The 14,326-nt window shown below is 69.1% G+C and carries 12 protein-coding genes, 1 rRNA gene and 1 riboswitch; of the genes, 1 reads left to right on the forward strand and 12 read right to left on the reverse strand.

The annotated features are described in order from the left end of the window. Positions 1 to 48: 48 nt before the first annotated feature. The gene (gene gcvP, locus Q8A52_RS47900) at positions 49 to 2,934 is read right to left on the reverse strand and encodes an aminomethyl-transferring glycine dehydrogenase (RefSeq protein WP_316764933.1); all 2,886 of its coding nucleotides are present in this window, start codon (positions 2,932 to 2,934) and stop codon (positions 49 to 51) included. A 176-nt stretch (positions 2,935 to 3,110) separates the two neighbouring features. Then, a riboswitch (glycine riboswitch) is annotated at positions 3,111 to 3,206 on the reverse strand. Between the two features lie 114 nt (positions 3,207 to 3,320). On the opposite strand from gcvP, the gene Q8A52_RS47905 reads away from it, so the two are divergent. Continuing rightward, on the forward strand, positions 3,321 to 3,692 hold the full coding sequence (locus tag Q8A52_RS47905) for a PRC-barrel domain-containing protein (RefSeq protein WP_316764935.1): 372 nt from the start codon (positions 3,321 to 3,323) through the stop codon (positions 3,690 to 3,692). Positions 3,693 to 3,860: 168 nt separating this feature from the next. Here Q8A52_RS47905 and Q8A52_RS47910 read toward each other — a convergent pair whose 3' ends face one another. The 11 genes from Q8A52_RS47910 to rrf all read right to left on the reverse strand — a co-directional run bounded on the left by Q8A52_RS47910 (position 3,861) and on the right by rrf (position 14,316). After that, positions 3,861 to 5,336 carry a DNA polymerase IV gene (locus Q8A52_RS47910; RefSeq protein WP_316764937.1) on the reverse strand — a complete coding sequence of 492 codons (1,476 nt, stop codon included), beginning with the start codon at positions 5,334 to 5,336 and terminating at the stop codon, positions 3,861 to 3,863. Between the two features lie 81 nt (positions 5,337 to 5,417). After that, entirely contained in the window at positions 5,418 to 6,101 is a 684-nt protein-coding gene (locus Q8A52_RS47915; RefSeq protein WP_316764939.1) for a MerR family transcriptional regulator, read from the reverse strand. A 260-nt stretch (positions 6,102 to 6,361) separates the two neighbouring features. Next, on the reverse strand, positions 6,362 to 6,835 hold the full coding sequence (locus Q8A52_RS47920; RefSeq protein WP_026253112.1) for a bifunctional nuclease family protein: 474 nt from the start codon (positions 6,833 to 6,835) through the stop codon (positions 6,362 to 6,364). Between the two features lie 86 nt (positions 6,836 to 6,921). Then, complete coding sequence (gene ftsR / locus Q8A52_RS47925) at positions 6,922 to 7,659, reverse strand: transcriptional regulator FtsR (RefSeq protein WP_316764946.1); 738 nt, start codon at positions 7,657 to 7,659, stop codon at positions 6,922 to 6,924. Between the two features lie 17 nt (positions 7,660 to 7,676). Further along, positions 7,677 to 8,567 carry an FHA domain-containing protein gene (locus Q8A52_RS47930; protein ID WP_316764948.1) on the reverse strand — a complete coding sequence of 297 codons (891 nt, stop codon included), beginning with the start codon at positions 8,565 to 8,567 and terminating at the stop codon, positions 7,677 to 7,679. Positions 8,568 to 8,697: 130 nt separating this feature from the next. Further along, complete coding sequence (locus Q8A52_RS47935) at positions 8,698 to 9,534, reverse strand: DUF881 domain-containing protein (protein ID WP_316764950.1); 837 nt, start codon at positions 9,532 to 9,534, stop codon at positions 8,698 to 8,700. A 5-nt stretch (positions 9,535 to 9,539) separates the two neighbouring features. After that, the gene (locus tag Q8A52_RS47940; RefSeq protein ID WP_006134295.1) at positions 9,540 to 9,872 is read right to left on the reverse strand and encodes a small basic family protein; all 333 of its coding nucleotides are present in this window, start codon (positions 9,870 to 9,872) and stop codon (positions 9,540 to 9,542) included. Next, positions 9,869 to 10,708, reverse strand: coding sequence for a DUF881 domain-containing protein (locus tag Q8A52_RS47945; RefSeq protein WP_316764952.1), 840 nt, complete (start codon positions 10,706 to 10,708; stop codon positions 9,869 to 9,871). Before Q8A52_RS47945 ends, Q8A52_RS47940 begins: the two co-directional genes overlap by 4 nt. Before the next feature lie 167 nt (positions 10,709 to 10,875). After that, on the reverse strand, positions 10,876 to 13,371 hold the full coding sequence (locus Q8A52_RS47950; protein WP_316764956.1) for a mannose-1-phosphate guanyltransferase: 2,496 nt from the start codon (positions 13,369 to 13,371) through the stop codon (positions 10,876 to 10,878). Between the two features lie 112 nt (positions 13,372 to 13,483). Continuing rightward, entirely contained in the window at positions 13,484 to 14,092 is a 609-nt protein-coding gene (locus Q8A52_RS47955; protein ID WP_316764954.1) for a CDP-alcohol phosphatidyltransferase family protein, read from the reverse strand. A 107-nt stretch (positions 14,093 to 14,199) separates the two neighbouring features. Continuing rightward, positions 14,200 to 14,316 (reverse strand): 5S ribosomal RNA (gene rrf / locus Q8A52_RS47960). Positions 14,317 to 14,326: the final 10 nt, after the last annotated feature.

The following is a 14,326-nucleotide window of genomic DNA, read 5'->3' on the forward strand; positions in this document are numbered from 1 at the left end:
CTCCCACCCCGGCCGGGATGGGAGCCCTCACGCATGCACTTGGGCCGGTCAGCCCTCGTACGCGTCCATCGGCGGGCACGAGCAGACCAGGTTCCGGTCACCGAAGGCCTGGTCGATACGGCGCACCGGCGGCCAGTACTTGTCGGCGGCCGAGACGCCGGCCGGGAAGACGGCCTCCTCGCGGCTGTAGGCGTGCGCCCACTCCCCGCCGAGCGCGGCCGCCGTGTGCGGCGCGTTGCTCAGCGGGTTGTCCTCGGCCGGCCACTCGCCCGAGCCGACCTTCTCGATCTCCGCGCGGATCTCGATCATCGCGTCGCAGAACCGGTCGAGCTCGGCCAGGTCCTCGGACTCGGTCGGCTCGATCATCAGCGTGCCGGCCACCGGGAACGACATCGTCGGCGCGTGGAAGCCGTAGTCGATCAGGCGCTTGGCCACGTCGTCGACGCTCACGCCGGTCGCCTTGGTCAGCGGGCGCAGGTCGATGATGCACTCGTGCGCGACCAGGCCGCCGGGGCCGGTGTAGAGCACCGGGTAGTGCGGCTCCAGACGCTTGGCGACGTAGTTGGCGCTCAGCACGGCCACCTGCGTGGCCCGCTTGAGCCCCTCGCCGCCCATGAGCCGGACGTACGCCCACGAGATCGGCAGGATGCCGGCGGAACCCCACGGGGCCGCCGAGATCGGCCCGACGCCCGTCTCCGGGCCTGCCGCGGGCTGCATCGGGTGGTTCGGCAGGTACGGCGCCAGGTGCGACCGTACGCCCACGGGGCCGACGCCGGGACCACCGCCGCCGTGCGGGATGCAGAAGGTCTTGTGCAGGTTGAGGTGGGAGACGTCACCGCCGAAGTGGCCGGGCTTGGCGAGGCCGACCAGGGCGTTGAGGTTGGCGCCGTCGACGTAGACCTGGCCGCCCGCCTCGTGCACCTGGGCGCAGATGTCGGCGACGTGCTCCTCGAACACACCGTGCGTGGACGGGTACGTGATCATGAGCACGGCGAGCTCGTCGCGGTGCTGCTCGATCTTGGCCCGCAGGTCCTCGACGTCGATCTCGCCGTCCTCGGCGGTCTTCACGACGACGACCTTCATCCCGGCCATCACGGCGCTCGCGGCGTTGGTGCCGTGCGCGGAGGACGGGATCAGACAGATGGTGCGCTGCTCGTCGCCGTTGGCGCGGTGGTAGCCCCGGACGGCCAGCAGACCGGCCAGCTCGCCCTGGGAGCCCGCGTTGGGCTGCAGGGAGACCTTGTCGTAGCCGGTGACCTCGGCGAGGCGGTCCTCCAACTCACTGATGAGCGTGAGGTACCCCTCGGCCTGCTCGGCGGGCGCGAAGGGGTGCAGCTGGCCGAACTCGGGCCAGGTGACCGGCTCCATCTCGGTGGTCGCGTTCAGCTTCATGGTGCAGGAGCCGAGCGGGATCATGCCGCGGTCGAGCGCATAGTCGCGGTCGGCCAGCTTGCGCAGGTAGCGCAGCATCGCGGTCTCGGAGCGGTGCTCGTGGAAGACCGGGTGGGTGAGGTAGACGTCGGAGCGCAGCAGCGCGTCCGGCAGGGCCTCCGCCGTCGCCGCGTCCAACGCCTCGATGTCGCCCTCGACGCCGAACGCCGACCACACGGCGGCCAGCTGGGCCCGGTTGGTGGTCTCGTCGCAGGCGATGGAGACGTGGTCGGCGTCGGCCCGGTGCAGGTTGACGCCGTTGTCACGGGCGGCGGCGACGATCTCGTCGGCGCGGCCGGTGACCTTGACGGTCAGCGTGTCGAAGTAGGCGCCGTGGACTACCTCGACCCCGCCGGCCTCGAGGCCCTCGGCGAGGATCGTGGCGTAACGGTGGGTGCGGCGCGCGATGGCCTTGAGGCCCTCCGGCCCGTGGTGGACGGCGTACATGCCCGCCATCACCGCCAGCAGCACCTGCGCGGTGCAGATGTTACTGGTCGCCTTCTCGCGGCGGATGTGCTGCTCACGGGTCTGCAGGGCGAGCCGGTAGGCCTTGTTGCCGTCGGCGTCGACGGAGACGCCGACGAGGCGCCCGGGCAGGCTGCGCGCGAACTTCTCGTGCACGGCCATGTAGCCCGCGTGCGGTCCGCCGAAGCCCATCGGCACACCGAAGCGCTGGGTCGTGCCGACCGCGATGTCCGCGCCGAGCTCGCCCGGCGAGACCAGCAGGGTCAGGGCGAGCAGGTCGGCGGCGACGGTGACGAGCGCGCCGAGCTCGTGCGCCTGGTCGATGACCGGCTTGATGTCCCGTACGGCACCGGAGGCGCCCGGGTACTGGATGAGCACGCCGTTGATCTCGCGCTCGGCGATCTCGGCCGGGATGCCGTCGCTGAGGTCGGCGACCACGACCTCGACGCCGGTCGGCTCGGCGCGGGTCTCGATCACGGCGATGGTCTGCGGCAGCGCGTCCGCGTCGACCAGGAACAGGCCCTTCTTGTTCTTGCCCATGCGCCGGGACAGCGACATCGCCTCGGCGGCGGCCGTGCCCTCGTCGAGGAGGGAGGCGCCGGAGGTCGGCAGGCCGGTGAGGTCGGCGACCATGGTCTGGAAGTTCAGCAGGGCCTCGAGGCGGCCCTGGGAGATCTCCGGCTGGTAGGGCGTGTACGCCGTGTACCAGGCGGGGTTCTCCATGACGTTGCGCAGGATGACGGGCGGGGTGAAGGTCCCGTAGTACCCGAGCCCGATCATCGAGCCGAGCACCTGGTTGCGGTCGGCGAGCGAGCGGAGCTCGGCGATCACCTCGGGCTCGGTACGGGCACCCGGCAGATCGAGCGCGTCGGCGTTCTTGATCACATCCGGCACCGCGGCTGCGGTGAGCTCGTCGAGCGAGCCGTAACCGACGTGCGCGAGCATCTTGGCCCGCGCCTCCTGGTCGGGCCCGATGTGGCGCTGTTCGAAGGGGATGCCCTGTTCGAGCTCGGTGAGCGGAATGCGATGGGCGGTCATTGCGGAGGCCTCCTGGTCTGACGCGACCTTCGAGGGGCACCCCGGCACGGGTACCCCGACGGCCTCCCCCTCTGTCATCTCAACCTGAGAGCTTCACCGGGTGGCCCGAAGGGCACCGGCTTTCACCGTCGGTGAGAGCGGAAGCCGTCGACACCCGCCCTGCTTTCCAGAGTGACCTCGTCCGTGCGGTACGTGAGCCTGAGAGATTCCGGGGAGGATTTGCTCCTTCGGCGCCTCCGATGATGTCCGGAGGACTCTCCCGCACGGGGTCAGCAGCCGTTTGCAAGACTACCAGCGAGGTCAACGCCCGGGCCTTCGAGTGGCCGCCTCCCTGATTGTGCTCTTTTGTAGTGCTTACGGATGAGTTGCGACCAAGTGGAGGGCCCGTGCAGACCGACATCGATCCGCGCAACCTGATCGGCCGCAAGGCGTTCGACCGCAACGGCACCAAGATCGGCACGATCGACGAGGTGTATCTCGACGACGCGACCGGCGTGCCGGAGTGGGCGGCCATACGGACCGGCCTGTTCTCACGCGACGCCTTCGTCCCTCTGGAGCCCAGCGAACTGGTCGAGGGCACCCTCCACGTCCCGTTCGACCGAGCCCTGATCAAGGACGCGCCCGACTTCGGTGTGGGCCGCCATCTCTCTCCGGAGCAGGAGTTGCAGCTCTACCACCACTACGGCCTGGACGTGGCCCCACCGCCCCGACTCCCCGACCACGACTTCGGCAACCTGGCGGGCACGGACGAGACCTGAGGCCGAACGAGTGGGGTGTCCGAGGAAGCGGTAGGGAGGGCGGGCGGGCCGGGGCAGCCTCTGGGGGCGACGGCTGCGCAGGCCAGTTCCCCTGCGCGGTCTTCCGGCTGCTCGCGCCCGTTCCGGGTCTCCGGCGCCCATCGCCCCCTCGGCTGTCCCGCGGTCGCCTCACAGCGGCGTCGGCGCGGCCCGAGGCTCCCCCGTGCTCCGCTCCGGCTCGCCCCGAGCCGCCCCTGATATGCCCTCGGCCTCGTCGCCCCCGCCCTCACCGACCCGGGGTCGCCCAGAACTGCCCTCGGCGGCTCCCTCCCCCACTTCTTGGACCAACGGCAACGGGTCCGCCGGCTCCAGGTCCACGTCGTCGACCCGGAACGTCCGCACCCGCCCGGGCTCCGAGTCCGGCGTTTCGAAGCGCACGGTGACCCGCCCCAGGCCGCTGCCCTGCACCCAGCCGTGTCCGTACTCGATGTGGCGTACATCATGACCGGGCGACCAGTGCCGCTCGGCGGGAGCCTGAATGTCCGGCGCGGGCTCGGCCACGCTCTCCTCCGGCGCCGCGTCGGCCCGCTCGCCCGCCGCCTGCGCGAAGAGGTCCTCCTGTGTGTAGTCGGCGAGCCCGGAGACGCCCACGCCAAGCAGCCGTACACCGCCCGTCGTGTCCACCGAGTCGAGGAGCCGCGCGGCGGCCTCCCGCACCACCGCCGGATCGTCCGTGGGCCCACGGAGCGTCTCGGACCGGGTGAGCGTGGAGAAGTCGTACCGCCGCACCTTCAGCACGATGGTCCGCCCCGACAGCCCGGCCCCGCGCAGCCGCCGCACGCACCGGTCGGCCAGCCGCTGCACCTCGAGCCCCACTCTGACCCGGTCGTGGATGTCCACGTCGTACGTGTCCTCGACCGAGACCGACTTGGTCTCCCGCTCGGCCACCACGGGCCGCTCGTCGTGCGCCAGCGCCATGGCGTACAGCCCGTGCCCATGGGCCTTGCCCAGCAGTCGTACGAGCTCGTCCTCGCCCGCCTCGGCGATCTCGTCGACCGTGGTGATCCCGGCTCTCCGCAGATGGTCGCCCGTCGCCGGGCCGACCCCCGGCAGCGTCCGCACCGACATGGGTCCCAGCAGCGCCCGCTCGGTGCCCGGCTCGATCAGCACCAGCCCGTCCGGCTTGGCCTGCTCGGAGGCGATCTTGGCGAGCATCTTGGATGCCGCGAGCCCCACCGACCCGGTGAGCCCCGTGCCGGCCCGTATGTCCGCGCGCAGCTTGGCCCCGGTGAGCCGCGCGGACTGCTCGTCCCAGGCCGCTCCCCCGGCCTCCAGGTCGACGAACGCCTCGTCCAGGCTCAGCGGCTCCACCAGGGGGGACAGCTCCCTCAGCAACCCCATCACCTGCTCGCTGACCGTCCGGTACAGGCTGAAGCGCGGCACGAGATACGCGGCGTTCGGAGCCAGCCGGCGCGCCTGGGCCATGGGCATCGCCGAGTGGACCCCGAAGACCCGCGCCTCGTACGACGCCGTGGCGACCACTCCGCGAGGTCCGAGCCCGCCCACGACGACGGCCTTCCCGCGCAGGCTCGGCTTGGATGCCTGCTCCACCGAGGCGAAGAAGGCATCCATGTCGAGATGCAGGATCGTGGGCGCGTTTCTCACAACTCCGATGCTGCACCACACCACTGACAATGCCCCACAACGGGACAGGGGCGCGGCTCGGCCGCGCCCGGGGACCGCGCCTCAGACGGCCCGGTTGCGGCGCCGCGCGAGCTCGTCCGCGGGGTTGTGCCCGACGAGGGTCTCGCCCGTGTCGATGCGCTCACCGTGCAGCTGGGAGAGCGCGCTTTCCACGTCCCGCCACACCACGCCCACCGCGATTCCGAAGATGCCCTGCCCGCCCTGGAGCAGGGCGTGGACCTCGTCCGGCGAGGTGCACTCGTAGACCGTGGCGCCGTCGCTCATCAGCGTCATGCGCTCCAGGTCGCGGAAACCGCGTTCCCTGAGGTGCACGACGGCGGTACGGATGTTCTGCAGCGAGACCCCGGTGTCCAGGAACCGCTTGACGATCTTCAGGACGACGACGTCCCGGAAGCTGTACAGACGCTGCGTGCCCGACCCGTACGCGGGCCGCACGCTCGGCTCGACCAGGCCCGTGCGGGCCCAGTAGTCGAGCTGTCGGTAGGTGATGCCGGCGGCCGCGCAGGCCGTCGGACCGCGGTAGCCGATCTGCTCGGACGCCATGGGCGCCGCCCCTCCGCTGTTCGGCACGGCCGTGGGCCGCTGGGGGGCGTGGCCGACCGCGCCGTTGGGATGGGCGTACCCCCTGCTGGAACGCAGCTGAGAGCTTGGGGGAGGGTACGGACCGCTCTCCCCGAAACCGCGTCCGGGGGCACCCCCAGCCGTACCGTCGCCGCTGCTTCTCACGCCGACCTCCGTCCTTGACCTGCCTTCTCGACGGTAGGCAGTCACCAGGGGTGCGTCAACGATCGCCACACTCGGCACGCCGAGTGATAATCACCCTAGGAGTGGTTTCCCGTGCCCCACCGCGGGGAAAGGCTAGCCGAATGCTCTCGCGGGGAGCCGTAGGACGCTCTCAATGGCCGGTGGCATTTGCCGACATCCCGCCCGTAACAGGGCGCCGACCGACCCGTCACGGACCGCGTCCGCCGGATCGGCCGCCCGCCTCACTGGCTGCTGGTGCCGAAGTCCTCGGGCGAGATCTGGTCGAGGAACTCGCGGAACTTCTCGACCTCGTCCTCCTGCTCGTCCGGAATCGCGATGCCTGCGTCGTCGAGCACCGTGTCACTGCCGTAGATCGGCGTTCCGGTGCGCAGGGCCAGCGCTATGGCATCGGACGGGCGGGCACTCACCTCGACCCCGCTGGCGAAGACCAGCTCCGCGTAGAAGACGCCTTCACGCAGGTCCGTGATGCGCACTTCCGTGAGCTCCTGGCCGACGGCCTCCAGCACGTCCTTGAACAGGTCGTGGGTCAGCGGTCGTGCGGGGGCCATGCCCTGCTGGGCGAAGGCGATCGCCGTCGCCTCCCCCGGCCCGATCCAGATGGGGAGGTACCTGTCGCCTCCCACTTCGCGCAGGAGCACGATCGGTTGGTTGGAGGGCATTTCGACCCGGACACCTACGACATCGAGCTCGTTCACACAGCAACCCTAGGCCGTGCTCGGGACGTTTGGGTAGTCGGGCCGGGAACGGGTGGCCGATACGGCCTGTCGAGCACCGCCGCCGCTCACGGCAGACGCACCCCGAGAGCGGTCTTCACCAGGGCCGCGTGCAGCCGCACGGTGAGCGCCGCCAGCTCCTTCGTACGCGCTTCGGCATGCGCCCTGGTCTGCGGGTTGCGGTGCCGCCTCAACGGGGCCACCACCTGGTCCACCAGGCCCGCCTCACGGTCCGCGGCGGCCTTCATCACCCGCAGGTGGCGCGGCTCGATCCCGTACCGGCCCAGCTCGGCGACGAGCGAGGCCACGGTGACCGCCTCCGCGTCGTACACACCGTCCTCGAGCGGAGCGATGAGCCCGTAGGACTCCCACTCCTGGAGGACGCTCTCGTCGATCTCCGCGGCCGCCAGCAGCTCGGCCCGGCCGATCCTGGCCGCCGTGGGCGTGTCGGACGCCTCCAGGGCGGTCTCGCCGTCCCGCTGACGCCCCACGACGGGCAGCTGCACGGCCTCGCCGCGCTCCATGGCGTCCAGGTGCTCCCGGATCACCTTGAGCGGCAGATAGTGGTCCCGCTGCATCCTCAGGACGTGGCCCAGGCGCTCGACGTCACCGGCGCTGAACTTGCGGTACCCCGACGGCGTCCGCTGAGGCTCGATGAGCCCCTCCGACTCCAGGAAACGGATCTTGGAGATGGTGACTTCGGGGAACTCGCCGCGCAGCACGTTCAGCACCGAGCCGATACTCATCAGCCCACTGTCCGCGGCGGCGGTACCGTGCCCGGCACCGCCGCTCGGTGTTTGAAGCATGGACCTTCCCTGACGGGTCAGATGCCCTGCCGACTTGCGTAGAAGACCAGCCGATACTTGCCGATCTGGACCTCGTCACCGTTCGACAGGGCGACCTGGTCGATCCGCTCGCGGTTGACGTACGTGCCGTTCAGGCTGCCCACGTCGGCCACCGTGAACGAACCGTCCGGAGAGCGCCGGAACTCCACGTGGCGGCGTGAGACCGTCACGTCGTCCAGGAAGATGTCGCTCTGCGGGTGACGCCCGGCCGTGGTCAGCTCGCCGTCCAGCAGGAAGCGGCTGCCGGAGTTCGGTCCGCGACGCACCACCAGCAGCGCCGAGCCCATCGGCAGCGCGTCCACGGCCGCCTGCGCCTCGGGAGAGAGCGCCGGCATCTGCGTCTGACCGGTGACCTCGGAGTCGTAGGCCTCGAGACCGGAGATGGAGATCGTGGACGTCGTCTCGGACGCACGCTCCGGCGCCACGCCGGCACGCAGCGGGGCACCACAATTGGAACAGAACCGGGCGTTCTCCGCGTTCCGGTTACCGCACCTCGTACACACCAGGACCGACATGGACGGATCCTCCTGCCGCGGCTGCCCCGCGGGGGCATTGGACGCATACGGGTCGGGGGCAAACCCTCCACCCGTACTTGAGGTTGACGGTTGCCCGAAACCTATGCCGCCGGACTGGGCAGGGTCAACAGACGGCGCGCCCTGGCCGCCGGAAATGTCACCGCCCGGACCAGGGACCTGGTCACGGAACAGCGGGCGCTGGCCCTCTGCGTCAGGCTGTGCGCGATGACGAGCGGTCGCGTTGGCGCTGCCCTCTCGCGCGCTCTTGCCGAACAACTTCGCAAACAACTTCACGGGCGATTCCCCTTGACCGAAACAGACCCGCCCGTGGGGCAGGACGAACCCTGATTGCATACACCGGTCGACCCGGACATCCTCACAACGTCCGTATCCACCAGACAGTTTCCACCACGCACCGCCTCTTCGGTGCGCCGACCCCCCGCAACCTCATGCCCCTGCCGGACGGCCCCCATGCACCCTCGGTTCACTGGGAGGACGACCGAGCGTAGTCAGGCCGCTTCGCCGCCCGCAAGGCGTCAACCACGATCTTGGTCGACCGCTCCACGGTCACGACTGCCTGCTCCTTCTCAAGGGTCTGCACCACGCCTCCGGGGATGTTGAGCGCCGGTTCGAGGTCCTGCGGCTTGCCGATGACCTTGAAACGATAGGGGGCGTTGATCTTGTTCCCGTCGACACTCACACTCTTGCCGGAGTCCGTCAGATAAGTGTTCGCGACGACCCGTACGCCGTTGACCTCGATCGCCTCCGCACCGGCCGCGCGCAGCTCCTGGATCGCGTCGAGCAGCATGTCCGCCTGGACCGTCCCCTTCGTGTCGTCGATCGTGATCGTGATGCCGGGACCCTGCGCCGCCACCGTGCCCGCCAGAATGCCGAGTTGCTTCTCCTTCTCGGCCGTCTGCTTGCGGGCCTCGGACGCCTGGTCGGAGCTGCTCTGCAGTTCCGACCGCTGCTTCTCGAGTCCCTGCTTCTCGTCCTCAAGACGCTGAGTACGGTCATCCAGTTCATCGAGGATGCGAACGAGATCTTCCTGACGGGCACCGCGCAGCGCGCTGTCGCTGTCGCTGTTCGAGGCGACCTGCACGGCCAGGCCGAAGCCGAGGCCGAACAGCAGCAGGGCGACGATGAGTTGGGCCCTGGTGACCCGCGGCGGCCACAGGCCCTTCACCAGCCGCTGGCGGCCGGTGAGCGCGGCCTCGGGCTGCTCCTCCGCCCCCTGCTCGCCGTCGGGGGCCGACGCGGGCACTTCCGCGGGCAGTTCCTTGCGCAGCCTGTTCTCCGGCTGCTCGTCCTCGTTGCTCATCGTTCTCACGCCCGGAACACGTGGCGCCGGATCGCCGCCGCGTTGGAGAAGATCCGGATGCCGAGCACCACCACGACACCCGTGGACAGCTGCGCCCCCACACCCAACTTGTCGCCCAGGAACACGATCAGGGCGGCCACGACCACGTTCGACAGGAACGACACCACGAAGACCTTGTCGTCGAAGATCCCGTCGAGCATCGCCCGTAGGCCACCGAAGACGGCGTCGAGCGCCGCGACGACGGCGATCGGCAGGTAAGGCTCGACGACCGCCGGAACCTCAGGACGGACCAACAGGCCGGCCACGACTCCCACGATGAGGCCCAGTACGGCGATCACGATGTGCCCTTCTCAGTGCTCGGCTGTGCTGTACGTACGATCACACTCGGTGCTGCCGGCAGCCGGACGTCCCTCTCCGTGGAGATGCCGGTCCGGATGCCGTAGTTCTCCGCCAGGGCATGCAGATACAGCCCGTCGGGGCTGTTCTGGAACCTGGTGCTCAACCTGTCCCCGTCCCCCACCGCGAGCACCGTGTAGGGCGGCACCAGCGGCTTGTTGTCGACCAGTATCGCGTCACCCGCGGCCCTGATCGCGGACAGGGCGGTCAGCCGCTGCCCGTTGATGGAGATCGCCTCGGCCCCTGAGGCCCACAGCCCGTTCACGACACGCTGCATGTCGCGGTCGCGCACGCGGCCGGTGTCGGAGAAATCAGCGGTCTCGCGCGGATTGCCGGCGTCGCCGCCCGAGGAGGCTTCCTTCGCGTCGTTCACGACGAGCTTCACCCCGGGGCCGTGCACCGCCGTGGCGCCCGACAGGATTCCCACCAGGTCCACCTGGCCGCTGCCGCCGCTCTGCTTCAGCGCCGCCCGCTGGCGCGCGCTCACGTCGTCGCGCAGCTTGTCGACGGTGCCCTCCAGCCTGTCCGCCGACGAGGTCTCCCGGTCGATGCGGTCGATCAGCTCCTGCCGCTCCTTGGCGACGACCGGGGCCGCCACACGCGCCTGGGCCGCGCCGACGGTCACCACCAGCGCCGCGAGCACGAGACCGCCGGCGAGACCGAGCTTCGCCCTCAGGGTCTTCGGCATGCCGCCCTCGCCCTCGGACTTCTTCCGGGCGGCAGCCTCGGCATACCCGTCGTCGAGGCTGTGATCCATGACGTTGGTGATCAACGACATGGAGGCGTCCGGGCGCGACGGCCGCGAGGGCGTGCTCCGAACGGGGGGATGCTGCGGCATGCCGCACATCGTCGCACGTCGCGACCAGTACCTCCGAATGGCCCCACCGGCGTGCCGGACAGGCCCCCGGGGGGACACGTGTCCGGCACGCTCGCGTGCTGCGGCTTTTACCGTCCGGCGCTGTCTACAATCGCCGCCCACTCGTCGAGCAGGGCCTGCGCGGAGGCGTCGTCCGGCCCCTCCGCCCACAGATGCGTGACCGCCTCGGCGGGGTCGGGCAGCACCATCACCCAGCGCCCGTCGGTCTCCACGACACGCACTCCGTCCGTCGTGTCGACAAAGCGATCTCCGGCCGCCTCCACGACCCGGCGCATCACCAGTCCCTTCACGGCCCACGGAGTGGCCAGGTCCCGCTTGAGGACATGCGCCCGCGGGATCCGCGCGTCGATCTGGCTGAGGGTGAGCTGCGTCCGCGCCACCAGCCCGATCAGCCGTACGAACGCCGCCGTACCGTCGTAGACACCGCTGAACTCCGGGACGATGAAGCCGCCCTTTCCGTCACCACCGAAGATCGTCCCCTCCTCACGCCCCACGCGCGTGAGGTCGTCCGGAGAGGTGGTCGTCCACTCGACCTGGGTGCCGTGGTAGGCGGCCACCTGCTCGGCGATCCTGGTCGTGGTCACCGGCAGCGCCACACGGCCGCTACGCCGTTCCGCGGCCACCAGGTCCAGCATCACGAGCAGAGCCCGGTCGTCCTCGATGATGCGGCCCTTTTCGTCCACCAGGGACAGCCGCTCGCCCACGGGGTCGAAGCGCACGCCGAACGCGGCCCCGGACGACGCCACGATCTCGCCGAGGCGCACCAGCCCCGACCGCCGGACCTCGGCCGTCTCCGTCGGCCTGGACTCGTCGAGGCCGGGATTGATGGTCAGCGAGTCCACACCGAGCTTTCCGAGCAGGCTGGGCAGTACGAGCCCGGCGCTGCCGTTCGAGGCGTCCACGACCACCTTGAGCCCCGACTCGGCGATCCCGGTCGTGTCGACGTTCCGCAGCAGCGACCCGGTGTACGAGTCGAAGACACTCGCCGGGAAGTACAGATCACCGATCTCGCCGGGGAACGCGCGCCGGTACTCCTGCCGCGCGAAGATCCGGTCCAGCTTCCGCTGGCTCGCCTGCGAGAGGTCGGCGCCCTGCCCGTCGAAGAACATGATGTCGACCGAGTCCGGCACGCCCGGAGACGTCCGGATCATGATCCCGCCGGCACTACCGCGAGCGGTTTGCTGCCGAGCCACGGGCAGCGGCACGTTCTCCAGGTCCCGCACGTCGATCGCGCTGGCCTGCAGCGCAGAGATCACCGCCCGCTTGAGCGCCCGGGCACCCCGGGAGTGGTCACGGGCCGTGGTGACCGTGGAGCCCTTCTTGAGGGTCGTCGCGTAGGCGCCGGCCAGCCGGACGGCAAGCTCCGGCGTGATCTCGACGTTCAGGATGCCGGTCACCCCACGCGCCCCGAACAGATGCGCCTGGCCCCTGGACTCCCAGATCACCGAGGTGTTGACGAAGGCACCGGCCTCGATGGTCTTGAACGGATAGACCCGCACGTTGCCCTGAACGATCGATTCTTCGCCGATCAGGCACTCATCGCCGATGACGGCGCCGTCCTCGATCCGGGCAGCCCGCATGATGTCGGTGTTCTTTCCGACGACACAGCCCCGCAGATTGCTGTGCTGGCCGACATACACGTTGTCGTGCACCACGACCTTGTGCAGGAACGCACCGGTCTTCACGACGACATTCGATCCGACGACGGTGTGCTCACGGATTTCGGCGCCGGCCTCGACCTTGGCGTAGTCACCGATGTAGAGAGGCCCCCGGAGAACGGCATCCGCATGCACCTCGGCGCCCTCGGCCACCCACACACCGGGGGAAATCTCGAATCCGTCGATCTCGACGTCGACCTTGCCCTCCAGGACGTCGGCCTGCGCCTTCACATAGGACTCGTGAGTGCCGACGTCCTCCCAGTAGCCCTCGGCGACATAGCCGTACACCGGCTTGCCTTCCTTCATGAGCTGCGGGAAGACATCGCCCGACCAGTCCACGGGAACATCGGGCTCGACATAGTCGAACACCTCGGGCTCCATGACATAGATGCCCGTGTTCACCGTGTCGGAGAAGACCTGGCCCCAGGTCGGCTTCTCGAGGAAACGCTCGACCTTGCCCTCTTCGTCGACGATGGTGATGCCGAATTCCAGCGGATTGGGCACACGCGTCAGGCAGACGGTGACCAGCGCGCCCTTGTCCTTGTGGAAGTTGATCAGCTCGGTGAGGTCGAAGTCGGTCAGGGCATCGCCGGAGATGACAAGGAAAGCATCGTCCTTCAACGCCTCTTCGGCGTTCTTGACGCTTCCGGCGGTACCGAGTGGCTTCTCCTCATTGGCATATGTGAGCTCCATTCCGAGCTCCTCGCCGTCACCGAAGTAGTTCTTGACGAGCGAGGCCAGGAACTGCACGGTTACGACGGTCTCAGTGAGCCCATGCCGTTTGAGCAGCCGCAGCACATGCTCCATGATCGGGCGGTTCACTACCGGCAGGAGCGGCTTGGGCATGCTCGAGGTCATAGGGCGAAGGCGTGTGCCTTCGCCACCGGCCATCACGACGGCCTTCATGTCGGAAGCGTCCTCCTCTAGAGACGACGGTCTAGCCGACTTCACCCGTCATGATTGTCCCGCACTTTTCCGCCGCGGGCCATCGAGCCCTACGTCCGGACAATCGCCGAGCTCAATCGGCCATGGCGTCCGCACGAACCAGGCGGCGGACTTGGACCACGTAGAGCACTCCTGCCCACCAGTACAGCGTTGTACCCCATCCGGCGAACGCCCATCCGAAAATAGCAGCGAGTGACGAGATCCATCCACTTCCGTCACTCAGCAGGAGCAACGGGAAGGCGTACATCAGATTGAAGGTGGCCGCCTTCCCCAAGAAGTTCACCTGCGGCGGCGGATAGCCATGACGCCTGAGGATGCCCACCATCACCAGCAGAACCAGCTCTCGCGCCAGCAGCACGGCGGTCAGCCAGAGCGGCAGGATCCCGCGCCAGGTGAGGCCCACCAGCGTCGAGAGAATGTAGAGCCGGTCGGCAGCGGGATCGAGCAGCCGGCCGAGGCTGCTGATCTGATTCCAGCGCCGCGCGAGCTTCCCGTCCAGGTAGTCGCTGATCCCGCTCAGCGCGAGCACCAGCAGCGCCCAACCATCACTCTTGGGACCCCCGAACTCCGGCCGGAGGATCAGCCACAGAAACACGGGCACGCCGACAAGACGCGCCATGCTGAGGATGTTCGGGATGGTGAGGACCCGGTCCGTCTGGACACGGGTCTCCTGGACCTCCACCCGGGGGCCTCCTGGGAAACGAGCCAACGATGCCCCCTGACCTTACCTCAACGCAAAAAAGCTCCGGCTCCTGGGCTTCGTGCCCAAGAGCCAGAGCTCTAAAGGGAGTTCGGCGGCGTCCTACTCTCCCACAGGGTCCCCCCTGCAGTACCATCGGCGCTGTGAGGCTTAGCTTCCGGGTTCGGAATGTAACCGGGCGTTTCCCTCACGCTATGACCACCGAAACACTATGAA

This window comes from Streptomyces herbicida, assembly GCF_032656585.1.
In the GTDB taxonomy this organism is placed as follows: domain Bacteria; phylum Actinomycetota; class Actinomycetes; order Streptomycetales; family Streptomycetaceae; genus Streptomyces; species Streptomyces herbicida.